Source organism: Kitasatospora sp. NPDC058032 (assembly GCF_042885845.1).
In the GTDB taxonomy this organism is placed as follows: Bacteria; Actinomycetota; Actinomycetes; order Streptomycetales; family Streptomycetaceae; genus Kitasatospora.
In genome coordinates this window covers 15,609-34,589 of the sequence record NZ_JBHVRK010000046.1, presented here as the reverse complement: position 1 = coordinate 34,589, position 18,981 = coordinate 15,609, and the positions used below count along the sequence as shown (strand labels likewise).

The window sequence follows — 18,981 nt, the reverse complement described above, 5'->3', positions numbered from 1 at the left end:
GGTTAAAACCCCCCCGCGCTCCGGGGCGGGCCGGGCCCCCCCCACACCCCCCGGGGGGGGGGGTGCGCCCCCCCCGGTTCTCTGTCGTCCGGCCCCGGTACGTTCACGCCTCGAACGAGACGCCGGAATCAATTCTGAGACACCCACGTCTCATGTGACGTACACTCGTTCCATGGCCACCGACCGTGACTCCGTGCTCGAAGCCGCCGTCGGCGTGCTCTCCCGCCGCCCGACCGCCCACCTCGACGAGATCGCCCGCGCCGCGGGCATCAGCCGCGCCACCCTGCACCGGCTCTTCCCGGGGCGGGAGGCGCTGATCCGCGAGGTCGGCATGCTCGCGCTGCAGCGCCTCGCCGCGGCGTTCGACACCGCCGCCGTCGAGGAGGGCGACGCGCACGACGCGCTGCGCCGGCTCACCGAGGCGGTCGTCCCGGACGCCATGCTCTGCGCCTACCTGACCGGCGAGAGCCAGCTCTACGACGACGAGGCGGTCAACGAGCTCTGGGAGGCCCAGATGGCCCGGCTGCACGCGCTCTTCCTGCGCGGACAGCAGCAGGGGGTGTTCCGCATCGAGCTCTCCGCGGCCTGGCTCAGCGAGGCCTTCTTCGACCTGCTCGCCGGGATCGGCTGGGCCGTCCAGGACGGCCGGCTGGCCCCGCGCGACGCCACCTCCTCGCTGGCCGAGCTCTTCCTCGGCGGCGCCCTGCGCACCCCGCGACCGCACTGATCCCCCACCCCCGTCCACCGCACCTCGGCCCGGAAACCGGATACCGATACCCATGAGCAGCACCGTCCACCTCCGGCCCCGCCAGCGCTGGACCGGCCTCGCCGTCCTCGTCCTGGCCGTCACCCTGGTCGCCGTCGACGCGACCGTCCTGTCCCTGGCCATCCCCTCGATCAGCGAGACCCTGCGCCCCAGCGGCACCCAGCTGCTCTGGATCGGCGACGCCTACTCCTTCGTCCTGGCCGGCCTGCTGGTCTCGATGGGCTCGCTCAGCGACCGGATCGGCCGCAAGCGGCTGCTGCTGGCCGGTGCCACCGCGTTCGGCGCCGCCTCGCTGCTCGCCGCGTACGCGCCCAGCGCCGGCTGGCTGATCCTGGCCCGGGTGCTGCTCGGCGTGGCCGGGGCGACCATCATGCCGTCCACCCTCTCGCTGATCCGCACGCTCTTCCCGGACGACCGCGAGCGGGCCACCGCGATCGGCATCTGGGGCGCCGCCGCCTCCGCCGGTGCCGCGCTCGGTCCGGTGGTCGGCGGCGTGCTGCTGGAGCACTTCTGGTGGGGCTCGGTGTTCCTGCTGAACATCCCGGTGCTGGCGCTGCTGCTGGTCTTCGGCGCCTGGCTGCTGCCGGAGTCCAAGGACCCGAAGCCGGGCCGCTGGGACGTGCTGAGCGTGCTGCTGTCGCTGGCCGGGGTGATCGGCGTGGTCTACGCGATCAAGGAGGCCGCGGCGCACGGTGTCGCCCGCTGGGACGTGCCGGTCGCGGGCCTGCTGGGCGCGCTGGCGCTGATCGTCTTCGTCCGCCGCCAGCTGCGGCTGGAGACCCCGCTGCTCGACGTCCGGCTCTTCCGCAACCGGCGCTTCACGGCCGCCGTGCTGGCCTCGCTGATCGCCCTGGTCGGGCTCTCCGGCGTGGTCTTCGTGACCTCCCAGTACCTCCAGCTGGTCCGCGGCTACCCGCCGCTGAAGGCGGGGCTGGCCGAACTGCCCGCCTTCGCCGGCGCGATGGCCGGCGGTCTGCTGACCGCCTGGCTGGTGCGCCGCACCGGGGCCCGGGCGGCGCTCACCCTCGGTCTGCTGGTGATGGGTGCCGGGATCGGCATACTCGGCTGGGTCCAGCAGGACACCACCTACCTGGTGATGGCCGTCTCCTTCCTGCTGGTCGGCACGGCCGAGGGCGTGGTCTACACGCTCGGCGCGGACCTGGTGCTCGGCGCCGCCCCCGCCGACAAGGCGGGCGCCGCCTCGGCGGTCTCCGAGACCGCCTACGAGCTGGGCACCGCGCTCGGCATCGCCCTGGTCGGCTCGCTGGTCGGCACGCTGTACGTGGACCGGCTGGTCGTCCCGGCCGGGACCGACCCGGCGGCGGCCGCACAGGCCGGGGCATCGCTGGGCGGCGCGGTGGAGGCCGCACACGGGCTGCCGGACACCCTGGCCGGGCCGCTGCTGGCGAGCGCCAAGGAGTCTTTCGTGCACGGCCTGAACACGGCCGGGATCGTGGCGGGCGTGATGCTGCTGGGCGCGGCGGTCCTCGCCTGGCGGCTGCTGCGGGGGCTGAGCGGCGGATCGGCGGCGGAGCCGTCGCAGGAGACGGCGACGGTGCGGGAGCAGACGCCGGAGAAGGCGAGCGCCTGAGCCATGACGGTTCCCCGTACCCCCACCGGGGGTACGGGGAACCGTCATGTCCGGCGAAGTCCCGGGCAGCCCGGACGGGCGGCTCGGACGGGCAGCCCGGACAGGCGGCTCGGACGGGCTGCTCAGACGGTGCCGAAGGGCAGTTCCAGCTCCGCCCAGACCACCTTGCCGTCCCGGGTCAGCCGGCTGCCCCAGCGCTGGGCGAGCTCGTTGACCAGGAACATGCCCCGGCCGCCCTCGTCCTGCTCGGCGAAGGGGCGCAGCTGGGGCGTCTGGCCGCCGGTGTCGGCGACCTCCACGGTGAGCACCCGGTCACGGAAGAGCCGCAGCCGGCGCGGGGCGTCGGCGTGCAGCAGGGCGTTCGTGACCAGCTCGCTGACCAGCAGCTCGGCGTAGTCGCAGAGCGCGCTCAGGCCCCAGACGTCGAGCGTGGCACGGGTGAAGCGGCGGGCCTGGCCGGGCAGCCGGCCGCCGCCGGTGAGCGGGAGGGTGGCGACCCGGTCGGCGGGCAGCGGCAGTACCCGGGCCATGATCATCGCGATGTCGTCGTCGCTGCCGCCGCTGACCAGCGCGCCGAGCACGGCGTCGCAGTTCTCCTCCAGGGTCCGGCCGGAGCCGGACAGGGTGCGGGCGAGCAGGTCGATGCCGTCGTCGAGGTCCTGCCCGCGCCGTTCGACCAGGCCGTCGGTGTAGAGGGTGACCATGCCGCCCTCGGGGAGCGCGAACTCGATCGACTCGAAGGCCACCCCGCCGACGCCGAGCGGCACGCCGGGCGGCATCTCGACCCGGCGGGGCGTGCCGTCCGGGGCGACCCAGACGGGCGGCAGGTGGCCGGCCGAGGCGACCTGGAGGGTGCGCTCCAGCGGGTCGTAGACGGCGCAGATACAGGTCGCGAACTGGCCCTCGCCGATGCCCGAGGCGGTTTCGTCCAGCCGGGTGAGCACCTGCTCGGGCGGCATGTCGAGGGTGGCCAGGGTGCGGGCGACGGTGCGCAGCTGGCCCATGGTGGCGGCGGCCCGGATGCCGTGGCCCATGACGTCGCCGACGACCAGCGCGACCCTGCCGCAGGAGAGCGGGACGACGTCGAACCAGTCGCCGCCGACCTCGCTGGTGACGCTGGAGGGCAGGTAGCGGTAGGCGATCTCCAGGCCGAGGGTGCGGTGGATCTCCTGGGGAAGCAGGCTGCGCTGGAGGGTGAGCGCGGTCTCCCGCTCGCGGCGGTAGAGGCGGGCGTTGTCGATGGCGAGGGCGGTGCGGGCGACGAGTTCCTCGGCGAGGGCGACGTCGGCGGAGGTGAACGGCTCGGGGTTGCGCATGCGGATGAACTCGGCGCCGCCGAGCACCATGCCCCGGGCGGTGACCGGCAGCATCAGGTAGGAGTGGATGCCGGCGGCGAGGCCGGGGGCGACCCGGTCCGGGCTGGCGACCAGTCCGCGCAGCACCTCGGCGTCGACGTGGGCGCGCAGCAGCGGGCGGCCGCTGCGCAGGCACTGGTTGTAGCTGCGTTCGGGGGCGTACTCGGAGACCTCGCCGACGACGTCGACGGCGTGCACGAGCCCGCTCTCGTAGGCCTCTCCGACGGCGAGGGCGCGCAGCTGGACGGGGCGGTCCTCCGGGATGGGGGTGGGTTCGGCGCCGCGCAGCACCGTCTCCAGCAGGTCGACGGTGGCGAAGTCGGCGAACCGGGGCACGACGGCCTCGATGAGCTCCTCGGCGGTGCGCTGGAGGTCGAGGGTGGTACCGATCCGGGCGGTGGCCTCGGCGATGGTGGCGAGGCGTTCCTGGGCGCGGGCGGCGCGGGCCTCGGCCTGGAAGCGCTCGGTGACGTCGATGATCGAGGAGCAGACGCCGAAGACCCGGCCGGCGGAGTCCTCCAGCCGGAAGTAGGAGGCGGACCAGGCGCGGTCGCGGCGCGGGTCGCCGGGGACGCGGCCGTGCGAGCGGGCGTCGACCACGGGCCGGCCGGTGGCCAGCACCTGCTTCATGAGCTGTTCTATCTCGGTGCTGTTGATGCCGGGCAGGATGCTGCTGATCCGCCGTCCGAGGTGGTCGGCGACGGGCAGGCCGTTCATCCGGGCCAGGGACTCGTTGAGCCGGACGTAGCGCAGCTCGGTGTCGTAGACGGCCATGCCGATCGGGGACTGCCCGAAGATGCCGTCGAGGACGGCGAGGTCGGCCTCGACCCGGTGCAGGGCGGCGGTGTCGGAGGCGGTGGCGAGCACCAGCAGGGTGCCGCCGGGGCCGGCGATCGGGTAGGTGCGGAACTCCAGCTCGACGGTGTGGCCGTCGCGGTGGCGCAGCGGGTAGATGCCGGACCAGCCCTTGCCGCCGAGGATGCGCGCGAAGAGTTCGAGGACCTCGGGGCGGCTGTCGTCCTCGGTGAGCAGCCGGGCGGCGTGGCTGCCGACCGCCTCGTCGGCGGTCCAGCCGAGCAGGGCCTCGGCGTCCTCACTCCAGTGCAGGATGAGGCCGTCGTCCTGGAGCAGGGCGGTGGCGAGCGGAAGGAGGCGATGGCCGTCCAGGCGTGCGGGCGTGGCGCCGGCTCCGGGGCCGGTGGCGTTGGTGGCGTCCCACTCGTCTCTCCGCATGATCAGGCTGTACCCCGGTTCGGCTCGTGCCCGGCCGGACGGGCCTCGTGGGTCCGTGCGGCCGGGGTTCTTCTCCAGACTGCACGGACATCGGCCGCCCGGCGACCCCTTGGTGAGGGGCGCGGGTCGTCCAGGTGTACGGGCGTCATGGGCCTACCGGCCGCAGCGTACTCTCCAGAAGGCCCGCCCACTGCCGGATCACTCCGGATCGTCGGGCGCTGTCGTCGGTGAGCAGATTGGCGAGGCCGAGGCCGCGGGCCATGTCGAGGGTGGCCTGCACGGTTTCGCGCACGCCGGGGTGCGTCTCGTCGGCGCCGAGGAACTCGACGGCGGCGCGGTGGGCCTCGCGGCCGACGTGGCCCTCCAGGCCGACGATCCGCTCGCGCAGCGGTTCCTCGGTGGCGGCGGCGACCCACAGGTGGAGGGCGGCGCGGAACAGCGGGCCGGTGTAGAGGCGGACGATCATGTCGACGACCGCCTCGGTGCGGGCCGGCCCGGCGGCGGGCAGTGCGTCGGCGTGGGCCCGGACGGCGGCCAGCCGTTCGGCGGTGACGTGTTCGACGGCCGCGGTGAAGAGGTCCTCGCGGGTCGGGAAGTGGTGCTGGGCCGCGCCCCGGGAGACGCCGGCGCGTTCGGCGACGACGGCGACGGTGGAGCCGTTCCAGCCGAGCTCGGCGAGGCAGTCGACCGCCGCGGCGAGCAGCCGGGCGCGGGTGGCGCGGCTGCGGTCCTGCCGGGGGGTGCGGGAGGCGCCCGGGTGGGTGGTCATCGGCGGCGGCGGTTCCTGTCCGTGCGGCGGTGTCGGCCGGTCGATCCTCGCAGACGGTGGCCCCGCGGACGCTGGTGAGGGGCGGTGCGGCCGGTGGGACGGCCGCACCGGGAGTCGCCGGGCGGCCGGTTCAGCGGGCGGCGGCCGCCTCGCGCTCGCGCAGCTCGCGGCGCAGGATCTTGCCGGCCGCGGACTTCGGGACGGCGTCCAGGAACTCCACCGCCCGCACCTTCTTGTACGGCGCGACCTGGCCGGCCACGAAGGCGGTGACCTCCTGTTCGGTGAGGGCGCTGCCGGGGGCGCGGACCACGAAGGCCTTGGGGCTCTCGGTGCCCTCGGCGTCGCGCACCCCGATCACGGCGGCGTCGGCGATCTGCGGGTGGCTGAGCAGCAGCGCCTCCAGTTCGGCGGGGGCGACCTGGTAGCCCTTGTACTTGATCAGCTCCTTGACCCGGTCGACGATGTAGAGGTAGCCGCGCTCGTCGACGAAGCCGATGTCGCCGGTGTGCAGCCAGCCGTCGTCGTCGACGGTGGCGGCGGTGTCGGAGGGGCGGCCGAAGTAGCCCTTCATCACCTGCGGGCCGCGGATCAGCAGCTCGCCGCGTTCGCCGGTGCCGAGGTCGGCGCCGGTGCCGTCGAGGGCGGTGACCCGCAGTTCGGTGGAGGGCACCATCCGGCCGACCGAGCCCGGGGAGGGGTCCGGGTCGGTCGGGTCCATCACGTGGCAGACCGGGGAGAGCTCGGTCATGCCGTAGCCCTGGAGGATGTGCGACAGGCCGAGCCGGCGGGCGCAGGCCTCGGCGAGTTCGCCGTCCAGCGGGGCGGCGGCGCACAGCAGGTACTCCACGGAGGAGAGGTCGTACTGCTCGACGACCGGGTGCTTGGCCAGGGCGAGCACGATCGGCGGGGCGGCGAGCACGGACTGCACGCGGTGGTCCTGGACGGTGCGGCAGAACTGCTCCAGGTCGAAGCGGGGCAGGACGACGACGGTGGCACCGCAGCGCAGCGGCTGGTGGAGCAGGGCGGCGAGACCGTAGATGTGGAAGAAGGGCAGGACCGCGAGGACGCGCTCGCCGGGCTTGGGGCGGAAGACGGCGTCGGTCTGGGCGAGGTTGGTGGCGATCGAGCGGTGGGTGAGCATCACGCCCTTGGGCAGACCGGTGGTGCCGCTGGAGTAGGGCAGGACGGCGATGGACTCGGCCGGGTCGAGGGCGAGTTCGGGCTCGGGGCCGGTGGCGGCGAGCAGGTCGGCGAGGGACAGGTGGCCCTCGGCGCCGTCCAGGACGACGATTCCGGCGAGCGGGCGGCCCTCGGCGGCGATCCGCTCGGCGGCGGCGCGGGCGGTGGGCAGGAACGGCGAGACGGTGATCAGCCAGCGGGCGCCGCTGTCGGCGAGCTGGACGGCGAGTTCGCCGTGGGTGGTGAGCGAGGAGACCGGAGTGACGGTGGCACCGGCCCGGGTGGCACCGAAGAACGCCATCGGGTAGCGGATGCTGTTGGGGCTGAACAGGGCCACCACGTCGCCCTGGCGGACGCCCGCCTCGGCGAGTCCGGCGGCCACCCGCCGGACGGCGTGGGCGAGTTGTGCGTAGCTGACGGTCTCGCCGGTGATCCCGTCGATGAGGGCGGGCCGGTCGCCGTGCCGCTCGGCCTCGCCGAGGACGGCGTCGTGCAGGGCGAGGTCGACGATGCCGACGTCCGGGAACTCGCTGTGGAACACCAAGGCGTGCCTCCTGTGCGGTTGTTGGCGCGGGGCGGGACGGCCGGCTGGAGGTCGTTGCGACCGGCCGTGCGGCGTGCGGACAGGAGCATACGGACAGTGGGCGCCCGGTGCGCCCCAGTGACGGACGTTTGGCGGAGCGCGCGGGGCGCGGGGGTGGCGCGGTATGGCGAATTCCGAGGTGGGGGCGGGTCGAGGGGGTTCCCGTGCGGGGGGTTCGGTCAGATGTCAGAACGATGATGCGACGATCCGTTCGAGACTCCGCGCCGTCGGTGGACGTCGGCGGGACGTCGGCGGGACACAGGCGGGACCTCGGCGGGACTTCAGCCGGACCTCAGTAGGACCTCAGTAGGACCTCAGTAGGACTTCGGCAGGCCGAGGGTGTGCTGGGCGACGTAGTTGAGGACCATCTCGCGGCTGACCGGGGCGACCCGCCCGACCCGGGTGGCGGTGAGCAGCGCGGCGAGCCCGTACTCCTGGGTGAGGCCGTTGCCGCCGAGCGTCTGCACGGCCTGGTCGACGGTGCGGGCGGCGGCCTCACCGGCCGCGTACTTGGCCATGTTGGCGGCCTCCCCGGCGGCGGCGTCCTCGCCCGCGTCGTAGAGCAGGGCGGCCTTCTGGGTCATCAGCCGGGCCAGTTCGATCTCCACCGCGCACTGGGCGAGCGGGTGCGCGAGGCCCTGGTGGGCGCCGATCGGGGTGGACCAGACGCTGCGGGTGCGGGCGTACTCGACGGCCTTGCCGAGCGCCTGGCGGGCGAGGCCCAGGGAGAACGCGGCGGTCATGATCCGCTCGGGGTTGAGGCCGGCGAACAGCTGGAGCAGTCCGGCGTCCTCGTCGCCGACCAGTGCGTCGGCGGGCAGCCGGACGTCGTCCAGGAAGACCTGGAACTGCCGTTCGGGGGCGACGAGTTCCATCGGAATGGGGCGGTACTCGAAGCCGGGCGCGTCGCGCGGGACGACAAACAGCGCGGGCTTCAGCCGCCCGGTGCGGGCGTCCTCGGTGCGGGCGACGAACAGCACGGCGTCGCAGTGGTCGATGCCGGAGACGAACACCTTGCGGCCGGTCAGCAGCCAGTCCGCGCCGTCGCGCCGGGCGACGGTGGAGATCCGGTGGGAGTTGGAGCCGGCGTCCGGTTCGGTGATGCCGAAGGCCATCCGGCGGCTGCCGTCGGCGAGGCCGGGCAGCCAGTGGCGCTTCTGCTCCTCGGTGCCGTAGCGGGCGATCACGGTCCCGCAGATCGCCGGGGAGACGATCAGCAGCAGCAACGGGCAGCCGGCGGTGCCGAGTTCCTCCAGGACGATCGCGAGGTCGCCGATCCCGCCGCCGCCCCCGCCGTACTCGGCGGGGAGGTTGACGCCGAGGTAGCCGGCCTTGCCGGCCTCGGACCAGAGTTCCTCGGCGGGTTCGTGGGCCCGGGCCCGGGCGAGGTGGTAGGCGGAACCGTAGCGGGCGCCGAGGGCGGCGACGGCGCGACGCAGGGCGCGGCGTTCGGGGGTTTCGAGGAGCTGGCTGCCGATGGCGGACATGCGCGGTCCTTCCTCAGACCTCTTCGGGGGACGGTGCGAGCGGCTGCAGGGGCGACGGCGCCGGGGGCTTCACGACGGCGAGCAGGGTGCCGGTCTCGACCTGCCGGCCCGGGGCGGCGCGCAGTTCGACCAGGATCCCGTCGGCGGGGGCGGTGATCCGGTGCTCCATCTTCATCGCCTCCAGCACGAGCAGCGGTTGGCCGGCGGTGACGGCGTCGCCGACGGCGGCGGTGGTGCGCACCACGGTGCCGGGCATCGGGGCGAGCAGCGCACCGGGGTCGGTGCGCACCGGGGCGTCCGCGAAGCGCGGCAGGGCGGTGAGCGCGGTGGCGCCGGCGGGGGTGTCGATGTGCACCCGGTCCCCGTAGCGGGCGACCCGGTAGGCGCGCCGCACCCCGCCCTCGCGCAGCACGACCAGGTCGGGCGCGGCGTCGAGCAGTTCGACGTCCGGGTGGCCCTCGGCCCGCAGCCCGGCGCGGGTGAGCCGGTAGCGGACCTCCCGCTCGGTGCCGTCCTCGGTCCGGTAGCGCTTGAGCTGCGGCTGGGAGGGCAGGTTGCGCCAGCCGGAGGGCAGCGCGGTGCGACGGGCGGCGGCGTCGGCGAGCGCGGCGGCCAGGGCGGCGAGCCGCTCGCCGTGCGGGTCGGGCGGGGCGGTCAGGGCGTCGGCGTGCTCGGTCAGGAAGCCGGTGTGCAGCCGTCCGGCCAGGAACGCCGGGTGGCGCAGGGCACGGACCAGCGACGCCCGGTTGGTCGCGGGCCCGTGGATCCGGACCCGGGCGAGCGCGTCCGCCAGCCGCCGGGCGGCGGCTGGCCGGGTCGGTGCCCAGGCGATCACCTTGGCGAGCATCGCGTCGTAGTGCGGGGTGATCGCGCAGCCGTCCCCGACGCCGGAGTCCAGCCGGACCCCTCGGCCGGTGAACTCCTCGTGCGGGACGGTGAGTTCGAGGCGGTGCAGGGTACCGGTGGCGGGCCGCCAGTCGTGCGCCGGGTCCTCGGCGTAGAGCCGGGCCTCGATCGCGTGGCCGGTGATCGGCGGGGCGGTCGGACCCGGCAGGGTGCCGCCCTCGGCCACCGCGAGCTGCAGGGCGACCAGGTCGAGGCCGGTGACCGCCTCGGTGACCGGGTGCTCGACCTGCAGCCGGGTGTTCATCTCCAGGAACCAGCAGCGGCCGTCCGGTCCGAGCAGGAACTCGGCCGTCCCGGCGCCGGTGTAGCCGATCGCCTTGGCGGCGGTCACCGCGGCCTCGTGCAGGGCGGCGCGCACCGCCGGGTCGAGCCCGGGTGCGGGGGCCTCCTCGACGACCTTCTGGTGGCGCCGCTGGAGCGAGCAGTCCCGGTCCCCGACCGCCCAGACCGTGCCGTGCGCGTCCGCCAGCAGCTGCACCTCGACGTGCCGGCCGGCGGGCAGGTAGCGCTCGCAGAACACCTCGTCCGAGCCGAAGGCCATGGCGGCCTCGGCGCGGGCGGCGGCGAGTTCGGCCGGCAGGTCGGCGAGGGCGCGCACCACGCGCATGCCGCGCCCGCCGCCGCCGGCCGCCGCCTTGACCAGCAGCGGCAGGTCGGCCTCGGTGGGCGCGTCCAGCGCGTCGAGCACGGGCACCCCGGCGGCGGCCATCAGGCGTTTGGCGGCGGTCTTGGAGCCCATCGCCTCGATCGCCGCCGGTTCCGGGCCGACCCAGACCAGCCCGGCCGCCCGCACGGCCCGCGCGAAACCGGCGTCCTCGGAGAGGAAGCCGTAACCCGGGTGCACGGCGTCGGCGCCGGCGGTGAGCGCGGCCTCGACGATCAGCGCTCCCCGCAGATAGGTGTCGGCGGGCGCCGCGCCGGGCAGCCGGACGGCGGCGTCGGCCTCCCGGACGTGCGGCGCCCCCGCGTCCGGGTCCGCGTACACGGCGGTGGTGGCGATGCCGAGGTCGCGGCAGGTACGGAAGATCCGGCGGGCGATCTCGCCCCGGTTGGCGACCAGCAGGTTGGTGATCATGTGGTTCTCCCCTACATCCGGAAGACGCCGTAGCCGGTGGCGCCCTCGACCGGCGCGTTGTGGATCGCGGAGAGGCAGAGCCCGAGCACGGTGCGGGTGTCGCGCGGGTCGATCACCCCGTCGTCGTAGAGCCGCCCGGAGAGGAAGGCGGGCAGCGACTCGGCCTCGATCCGCTGCTCCACCACGGCCCGTACGGCGGCGTCCGCCTCCTCGTCGTACGGGCGCCCCTTGGCCGCCGCGGACTGCCGGGCGACGATCGACAGCACCCCGGCGAGCTGCTGCGCGCCCATCACGGCCGACTTGGCGCTCGGCCAGGCGAACAGGAACCGCGGCTCGAAGGCCCGCCCGCACATGCCGTAGTGGCCCGCGCCGTAGGAAGCGCCCATCAGCACGGACAGGTGCGGGACGGTGGAGTTGGCGACGGCGTTGATCATCATCGCGCCGTGCTTGATGATGCCGCCCTGCTCGTAGTCCCGGCCGACCATGTAGCCGGTGGTGTTGTGCAGGAACAGCAGCGGCGTCGAGCGCTGGTTGGCGAGCTGGATGAACTGGGCGGCCTTCTGCGACTCCTGGCTGAACAGCACGCCCTGCGCGTTGGCCAGGACGCCGACCGGGTAGCCGTGCAGCCGGGCCCAGCCGGTGGCGAGGCTGGTGCCGTAGCACGGCTTGAACTCGTCGAAGTCGGAGCCGTCGACGATCCGGGCGATCACCTCGCGCGGGTCGAAGGGCACCTTGAGGTCGCCGGGGACGATGCCGAGCAGTTCCTCCTCGGGGTACTTCGGCGGCTCGGCGGCGGGATCGGGGCCCGGTCCCGGCTTGCGGTGGTCGAGCCGGGCGACGATCCGGCGGGCCAGCCGCAGCGCGTCCGGCTCGTCGAGCGCGAAGTGGTCGGCCAGGCCGGAGACCCTGGCGTGCATGTCGGCGCCGCCGAGCGACTCGTCGTCGGACTCCTCGCCGGTGGCCATCCGTACCAGCGGCGGCCCGCCGAGGAACACCTTGGCCCGCTCGGCGACCATCACGGTGTGGTCCGACATGCCGGGCACGTAGGCGCCGCCGGCCGTCGAGTTGCCGAACACCACGGCGACGGTGGGGATCCCGGCGGCGGACAGCCGGGTGAGGTCGCGGAAGAGCGCGCCGCCGGGGATGAAGATCTCCTTCTGGCTGGGCAGGTCGGCACCGCCGGACTCGACCAGGTTGACCAGCGGGAGGCGGTTGGCCAGGGCGATCCCGTTGGCGCGCAGTGCCTTGCGCAGGGTCCACGGGTTGGACGCCCCGCCGCGCACGGTCGGGTCGTTGGCGGTGATCACGCACTCGACGCCCTCGACGGTGCCGATGCCGGTGACCAGCGCGGCGCCGACCGGGTGGTCGCTGCCCCAGGCGGCGAGCGGGGAGAGCTCCAGGAACGGCGAGTCCTCGTCGATCAGCAGCTCGATCCGCTCGCGGGCGAGCAGTTTGCCCCGCCCTCGGTGGCGTTCGACGTAGCCGGGGCCGCCGCCGGCCAGCGCCTTGGCGTGCTTGGCGTCCAGGTCGGCGAGCCGGGCGAGCATCGCCTCCCGGTGGGCGGTGTACTCGGCGCCGCCGGGGTCCAGGCGGGTGGGCAGGACGGTCACAGCAGGGCCTCCGGGATGTCGAGGTGGCGCGAGCGCAGCCACTCCCCCAGCGCCTTGGCCTGCGGGTCGAAGCGGTGCTGGGCGGCGACGCCCTCGCCGAGCAGGCCGGTGATGGTGAAGCTGAGCGCGCGGAGGTTCGGCAGCTGGTGCCGGGTGATCGGCAACCCGGCCGTCTCCGGGAGGAGTTCGCGCAGCCGGTCGGTGGTGAGGGTGCGGGCGAGCCAGCGCCGGCCGGGTTCGTCGCGGGCCCAGACGCCGAGGGTGGCGTCGCCGCCCTTGTCGCCGCTGCGGGCGCCGGCCACCAGGCCGAGCGGGGCGCGGCGGGTGGGGCCGAGGTCCTCGGCTTCGCCCGCCCGCTCCTCCACGGGTGCCGGCTCCGCCGCGGTGACGGGCGTGGTGACCGGCGCGGGCGGGATGCCCACCCGCCGCCCGTCCGGCAGCACGGCGGTGTGCTCGACGGCCGCCGGGTCGACGTACGCCGCCTCGAACACCCCGTACGGCGCGCCCGGTCCGGGTGGCGCGGCGAGGTGGAAGCCCGGGTACCCGGCCAGCCCCAACTCCACGGCCGTCCGGCCGAGTTCCCGGCCCACCCGGTCGGGGTCGCGGTCCCGGGCGGTGAGCCGCAGCAGCGCGGAGGCGGCCTCCTCGGTGGCGGCGTCGGCGTGGTCGGTACGGGCGAGGGTCCAGCGCAGCTCGGCGGGCCGACGCACCAGCGCGTCCTCGAACTGCCGTCGGACGAGTGCCGCCTTCGCCTCGATGTCGAGCCCGGTGAGCACGAACACCACCTCGTTGCGGTGGCCGCCGAGCCGGTTCAGTCCGGCCTTGAGGGTGGCCGGCGGCGGCTCGCCGCGCACCCCGTCGATCCGCACCCGGTCCGGCCCCTGCCCGGTGAGCCGGACGGTGTCCAGGCGGGCCGTGACGTCCGGCCCGGGGTAGCGCGGACCGGCGGTCTCGTAGAGGAGTTGGGCGGTGACGGTGCCGACGGTCACGGCGCCGCCGGTCCCCGGATGCTTGGTGATGACGCTGGAGCCGTCCGGGTGCAGCTCGGCCAGCGGGAGGCCCGGCCGGGTGACGTCGTGCTCGCGGAAGAACGCGTAGTTCCCGCCGGTGGCCTGCGCCCCGCACTCCAGCACGTGCCCGGCCACCGTGGCGCCCGCGAGCGCGTCCAAGTCCCCCGTGCCCCAGCCGAACCACGCGATCCCCGGCCCCACGACCAGCGAAGCGTCGGTGACCCGCCCGGTCACCACCACGTCCGCCCCGGCCCGCAGGCACTCCGCGACACCGAACGCCCCCAGATAGGCGTTGGCGGCCAACAGACCCTCGGGCAGCCCCAGTTCCGCCCGGCGCGGCAGCAGGTCGTCGCCCTCGACATACCCGACCGCCGCGTCCAGCCCGAGGCCCTTCGCCAACTCCCGCACGGCGTCGGCCAGTCGCGCCGGATTGAGCCCGCCCGCGTTGACCACGATCCGCACCCCGCGCTCCAGCGCCAGCCCGAGGCACTCCTCCAGCTGCCGCAGGAACGTCCTGGCGTACCCGAGCGAGGGATCCCTCAGCCGGTCCCGCGCCAGGATGAGCATGGTCAGCTCGGCCAGGTAGTCCCCGGTGAGCACGTCCAGCGGCCCGCCGGTGAGCATCTCGCGCATCGCCGAGAACCGGTCGCCGTAGAACCCCGACGCGTTCCCGACCCGCAGCACCGGCCCCCCGCCCACCGCCCGCACCCGCGACCCCACGTGCACGCCTACCCCCACAGGTGGCCCAACGTTCGCCGTCGGTGAGCAGGTTGACACCCTGTGGCAGAAAAAGCAATCACGCATGCTTGTTTTATGGCCCGCCGGCCGGCCGGGAGGGACGCTGCGCCGTGTCACCGCATCTGCCGCAGCCCTTCGGCCTCCTGCCTGAGCGCGGTGACGCTGAACTCCGGTAGGCCGGCGGCCTCCAGGACGGCCGCGATCTGATCGATGGTGTCCGGGATCCCCGTGGCGCGGACCTGCCGCTCGGCCGCGCTCTTCGCTATCGCGTACTGGTCCGCGCGCCCGACGACGAAGTTGGCGATGGCCTGGGCCGTGGTCGTGATGCCCACGAGCGGGGCCGCGTAGCTCCCGCCACTGGGCACGGTGGTCCCGACGAAGCGCAGGATCGTCCGCAACTCGATCCAGTAGGCATAGGGCTCGCCCTGGTTCTGCGGAGCCACCAGCGACAGCAGCGCGTGGCCCATCTCGTGCAGCGGGACCATGGCGGAACGGAAGTTGACCTCGGCGTCCTGGAGGTTGTCCAGCCAGTCCGGCGGGCACCTCACCAGGATGGCCGGCAGGTGGTACTGCGGCGGTTCCGCGGTGTAGAGCAGGTACTCCGGCATCGGGTACTCCGGAGGAGGGCCGTAGGTCTCGTTGTAGTCGTTCATGCAGGTCTGGATGGTTCGCGCCTGAAGTTGGCCGCGGGGCGTGGCCGGTACGTAGATGGCGTAGTTCGCCTGGCCCAGGTTGACCGAGGAATCCGGACCGAAGCAGAGGAGCCTGACGTTCCCCATGTCCGCCGGCGCGGCGTACAACACGCCGGCGAGCTGGGCGTTCTGGGCGTACCAGGCCCGGAGTCGCGCGTACCGGTCGGTGATCATCTGTGGAAGAGGCATCGCCCACCTCACCTCGCGACGGCTGCGCCCCTCCCCCGCCGAGGAGGCCGGCGGTCCCTCCATCCATCTACCCACCGGTGGCGGGCGTCCGCATCTCGGCGCGGGAGCGATCGATGTGAGCGTCAACTCCTGGCTCTGCGTAGCCAGTCGAGGCCCCTCCGGATGCGGCGCCGGCCGAATGGGCGCACGCTGGAACGTGACATGAGGGCAGTTGCACTCACCTGCGGCCGTGGAGTCCGCGGCCGCACCCGTGCGAACGGAAGGGACGGGGACGTGAGAAGGCAGGCCGAGAGGGTCTACAGCATCATCGAGGTGGCGCGACAGGGCGGGAGGTGGGGGTACTCGGACATCAACTTCTCCGCGCGGCGTCCGGACGGTCCGCCGGAGCCCGGTGCCGGGCCCGGGTGGCGGCAGGTCAGTCCGGTGCCCGTCGCGGGGAGCGGCCTGGCGGCCGCGGGTGCGGCCGACGACCGGCGACGCGTCTACTACCAGGAGCAGGACCGCAGTCTGGTCGGCACGGCGTACGAGCCGTCGTCGCCGGACGGCCGCTGGACCGGGTACCGCGTCCTCACCCGGGAGACCGGCGCCCCGGTCGCCGGCGCGGGCGCCGCGGTGGCGGTGACCGGCCGGATCGGGGCGCTGCGGGTCTACTACCTCGACAGCGGCCCGGGTGAGGAGGGCCGCCACCCGGTCCGGCTGGCGGAACGGGGAGAGGAGTGGACCTACAGCACGTGCGCCGGGGCCCCGCACGGTTCACCGATCAGCCCGCTGGCCGCGGTCACCACCGAACGGGGAGAGTTCGCCTACTACCTGGACGCTCCGGGACGGCTGATCGAGGCGTCCTGGCTCGGGGAGGCGGGCTGGTCGGTCCGCGACCTGACCTCCGGCGTCGACGGGTGCCCGGCGGCCTCTCCGCTCAGCCGGCTCACCGCCGTCGGGTGCGGGACCGACTCCCGCCTCGTGTACTTCCTCGACGAGGACAATCGCCCCGTCCAGTTGGCGCACACGGTCGTCCCGGCCACGAAGAAGCGCCCCGAGGGCGACGCGGAGTGGCGGGTGCTCCGGCTGTCCGCGTACGGGGCCCCGGCAGCGGCCGCGGGCAGTCCGCCGGCGGTCGTGCTCTCCCCCGACGGCCACCCGCGGCTCTACTACCTGGACGCCGACCGGACGGTGGTCGAGGTGGGGTTCAACGGCCGCGGCTGGGAGGTCCATCGCGCCGGCACGGAGGCCGACGACGGCGCGGGGGCACCCGCCGCGGCCGGGGGAAGCTCCCTGGCCGCCGTGCCGGACGGCGACGGCTCGGCGGTCCAGGTGTTCTACCTGGGTGCCGCCGGCCCGGACGGAGGCCCGGACGGATGCGACCACCACCTGATCGAGCTGCGGGGGTCCGGGCGCGGGTGGCGCTCCCGCGACCTGGGCGCCGAGCTGGACCTCCCCACCGTCGCCACCGGTGTGCCCAGCCCGTTCGCCGCCATCCGCACCAGTGGCCCGCGGGTCTACTACACCAGCGAGGAGTAGGCGTCGGCCCGCCCGCCCCGCACGCGAAGGAGCCACCCCATGCGCATGAACAAGACCTACCAGGGCGCCCTGAGCGGAACGCTGGTGTCGGTGGACGGGGGCAGCCGGACCAGCATGACGGTCACCAACGGCACCCCGGTGCACCTGCTGGTGTACTGGGTCGGCCTCGACGGCCTCCTGTACGGCCGCAATCCGCGGACCCGGAAACTCACCCCCGGCCACCCGGGCCAGGTCCTGGACCCCGGAGCGAGCGCGACCTGGACGAACCTCGCCCCCTCGTCCTACTTCGTGGCCAAGGCGGGGTACTCGGGCGCCTTCGCCGCGGTCTGGCGGGCCGACCAGGACGACGCCGCGGTGGCCCTCACGGGCCGCGACCTGCTGGATCCGGACGACCTCGGGGAGACCCCGGCACCCACCAGGGCCGTGATCGTCCCGCCGAACGGACCCAGGATCCTGGTGGGCGCGGGCACGCTGCCGAACGGCAACCCCGTCACCCGTGAGCAGTTCTGGCAGCGCCTGCCGGAGTCGTACAGTCTCGCGGCGGGTGAGGAGAAGACCGTCAACTACACCCAGACGCAGGGGATGCAGTCGAACTCCTCGGACACCAGAACGGTCACGGCATCGGTGAGCGCGAGCGCCAGTGCCGGCTGGGGGCCGTTCAGCGCCTCGGTCAGTGCCTCGCTGAGCAAGTCCTCGACCAGGACCCAGCAGGTCACCGTGTCCACCCAGACGACGAGCTTCACGTCGAACCAGTACAGCAACGACACCGCCCACGGGCGGATATGCCTGTTCTGGCAGCTCACGGACGTCCTCACGGTGTTCGATGCGACGGGAACGCCGCTGTCGTCGGTCGTCTCCGCCAAGGGCCCGACAGTCGTCCGGGGGCCGGTCGACGTCGACGCGCTGGACGCCGGGAAGCCGGGCGCGTCCGCGCAGCGCGTCGACGCACCGGACGTGCCCGAGCTCGTCTCCGTACGGCCGGCGGCCGGAGCGCCCCGCCCGACCCTCGCGCAGCACGGAAGCGCGGGCCGTGCCGCCCCGGACGTGGAGGCGTACACCGGAAGCCGGAGGCCGTCATGACGACAACGGATGCCCGCACCCTGGGTGTGACCCCGGGCGGAGGCTACACGGCGGTCATCGAGGTGGCCCGGGAGCCGGACGGCTCCTTCCGGTGGACCAACCTCAACATCGCCGCCGGGAAGGAGATCGCCCCCGGCATCCTCAGACCCGCCCCCTTCCCCTCCCTGACCGGCGGCTTCGCGGCGACCGGCTGGGGAACGGACAGCCGGCGGGTCTACTACGCGAACACCGACGGTGCCCTCGGCGAGTTCGCGACCGACGGGAGCGGTTGGACCTACCGCAACTTCACCAGTGCCGAGGGAACGCCCGCGGCCGCCTGGAACAGCCCGCCGGCGACCGGTGGGATGCGGTCCGGGGCGATGATGGTCTACTACGCGGACGAGACCGGTCAGCTCGTCATCCTGAAGTTCACCGGTAGTTGGACCTGGGGCGCCAATCCCGCGCTCCCCCGGGTCCCGGAGTGGAGCCCGCTGACCGCGCTGCACAACGGGCGGGGCCGTTTCGTCTACTACTTCGACGCCAACGACCACCTCACCGAGGTGGAGGAGTACGGCGTGGCCGGGAGGTTCACCGATCTCACGACATACCTCGGCCTGCCCGCCGCGTCCCCGATCAGCGGACTGTCCGCCGTGGGCTGGGGCAGCGACAGCCGACGCGTCTACTACGCCGACCGCGAGGACAACGTCGTCGAACTGGTGGGCTTCGGGGACGAGCACGGCTGGAGGTGGCAGAGCCTCACCCCGCTGAGCATCAGGCAGGCCAAGGAGGGCAGCCCGCTGGCGGCCGCGGCGAGTTCCCAGGGCCTGGCGGGCGTCGCACTGTGGAACCGGGCGTCCGAACCGTTCTGGGCGGGCCGGGTCGGCGGGTGGCGGAGCCAGGAGATCCGCACGACCGGGGACGGAACCCGTCCGGTGGTGGCCGCCAACAGCTTCGTGGCGTCCGCGGTGGCCGGCGACGGCCGCCCCTGGGTGTCCTACGTGGCCGAGGACAACCACCTCGCCCTGTGGCGGGGGCCGCAGGAGGACCGGCTGTGGTGGGACCTGACCGCCGACCTCGGCCTTCCGGCAGCCGCCAAGGTGGCCACGCAGGGTCCGCTGGCGCTGCTCCACTCCGAGCGCGGTCCGCGGGTCTACTACCTCACCGACGAGCCCGAATTCTGACCGACCCCGCTCCGCGCGCGGACGCGCGGCAGGCGATCGG

General features: G+C 74.2%; 13 protein-coding genes. 5 read left to right on the top strand and 8 right to left on the bottom strand.

What is annotated here, in order from left to right; translation table 11 throughout:
• The first annotated feature begins 172 nt into the window (after positions 1-172).
• Both ACFVUH_RS36370 and ACFVUH_RS36365 read left to right on the top strand, forming a co-directional pair.
• On the top strand, positions 173-727 hold the full coding sequence (locus tag ACFVUH_RS36370; RefSeq protein ID WP_355371699.1) for a helix-turn-helix domain-containing protein: 555 nt from the start codon (positions 173-175) through the stop codon (positions 725-727).
• A 52-nt stretch (positions 728-779) separates the two neighbouring features.
• A complete protein-coding gene (locus ACFVUH_RS36365) occupies positions 780-2,357 on the top strand; it encodes an MFS transporter (protein WP_355371696.1) in 1,578 nt (525 codons plus the stop codon).
• Between the two features lie 122 nt (positions 2,358-2,479).
• Here ACFVUH_RS36365 and ACFVUH_RS36360 read toward each other — a convergent pair whose 3' ends face one another.
• The 8 genes from ACFVUH_RS36360 to ACFVUH_RS36325 form a co-directional block, all read right to left on the bottom strand.
• Positions 2,480-4,945, bottom strand: a complete 2,466-nt coding sequence (locus ACFVUH_RS36360) for a SpoIIE family protein phosphatase (protein WP_387917851.1) — start codon at positions 4,943-4,945, stop codon at positions 2,480-2,482.
• Positions 4,946-5,090: 145 nt separating this feature from the next.
• On the bottom strand, positions 5,091-5,714 hold the full coding sequence (locus ACFVUH_RS36355; RefSeq protein WP_387917849.1) for a TetR/AcrR family transcriptional regulator: 624 nt from the start codon (positions 5,712-5,714) through the stop codon (positions 5,091-5,093).
• A gap of 130 nt (positions 5,715-5,844) precedes the next feature.
• Positions 5,845-7,437 carry a 4-coumarate--CoA ligase family protein gene (locus tag ACFVUH_RS36350; protein WP_387917847.1) on the bottom strand — a complete coding sequence of 531 codons (1,593 nt, stop codon included), beginning with the start codon at positions 7,435-7,437 and terminating at the stop codon, positions 5,845-5,847.
• A 353-nt stretch (positions 7,438-7,790) separates the two neighbouring features.
• Positions 7,791-8,963 carry an acyl-CoA dehydrogenase family protein gene (locus tag ACFVUH_RS36345; protein WP_387917846.1) on the bottom strand — a complete coding sequence of 391 codons (1,173 nt, stop codon included), beginning with the start codon at positions 8,961-8,963 and terminating at the stop codon, positions 7,791-7,793.
• A gap of 13 nt (positions 8,964-8,976) precedes the next feature.
• Entirely contained in the window at positions 8,977-10,944 is a 1,968-nt protein-coding gene (locus ACFVUH_RS36340; protein WP_387917844.1) for an acetyl/propionyl/methylcrotonyl-CoA carboxylase subunit alpha, read from the bottom strand.
• A gap of 11 nt (positions 10,945-10,955) precedes the next feature.
• Positions 10,956-12,554, bottom strand: a complete 1,599-nt coding sequence (locus tag ACFVUH_RS36335; RefSeq protein ID WP_387917843.1) for an acyl-CoA carboxylase subunit beta — start codon at positions 12,552-12,554, stop codon at positions 10,956-10,958.
• A complete protein-coding gene (locus ACFVUH_RS36330) occupies positions 12,551-14,197 on the bottom strand; it encodes an acyclic terpene utilization AtuA family protein (protein ID WP_387917853.1) in 1,647 nt (548 codons plus the stop codon). Before ACFVUH_RS36330 ends, ACFVUH_RS36335 begins: the two co-directional genes overlap by 4 nt.
• 218 nt (positions 14,198-14,415) lie before the next feature.
• Positions 14,416-15,183 carry a hypothetical protein gene (locus ACFVUH_RS36325; protein WP_387917842.1) on the bottom strand — a complete coding sequence of 256 codons (768 nt, stop codon included), beginning with the start codon at positions 15,181-15,183 and terminating at the stop codon, positions 14,416-14,418.
• A 273-nt stretch (positions 15,184-15,456) separates the two neighbouring features.
• On the opposite strand from ACFVUH_RS36325, the gene ACFVUH_RS36320 reads away from it, so the two are divergent.
• Genes ACFVUH_RS36320 through ACFVUH_RS36310 form a run of 3 tightly spaced genes read left to right on the top strand, consistent with a single transcriptional unit; the run spans position 15,457 to position 18,941 of the window.
• Complete coding sequence (locus ACFVUH_RS36320) at positions 15,457-16,701, top strand: hypothetical protein (RefSeq protein ID WP_387917841.1); 1,245 nt, start codon at positions 15,457-15,459, stop codon at positions 16,699-16,701.
• Between the two features lie 39 nt (positions 16,702-16,740).
• Positions 16,741-17,781, top strand: a complete 1,041-nt coding sequence (locus tag ACFVUH_RS36315; protein WP_387917840.1) for a hypothetical protein — start codon at positions 16,741-16,743, stop codon at positions 17,779-17,781.
• The gene (locus tag ACFVUH_RS36310; protein WP_387917839.1) at positions 17,778-18,941 is read left to right on the top strand and encodes a hypothetical protein; all 1,164 of its coding nucleotides are present in this window, start codon (positions 17,778-17,780) and stop codon (positions 18,939-18,941) included. The genes ACFVUH_RS36315 and ACFVUH_RS36310 overlap by 4 nt, the downstream gene beginning before the upstream one ends.
• Positions 18,942-18,981 lie beyond the last annotated feature (40 nt).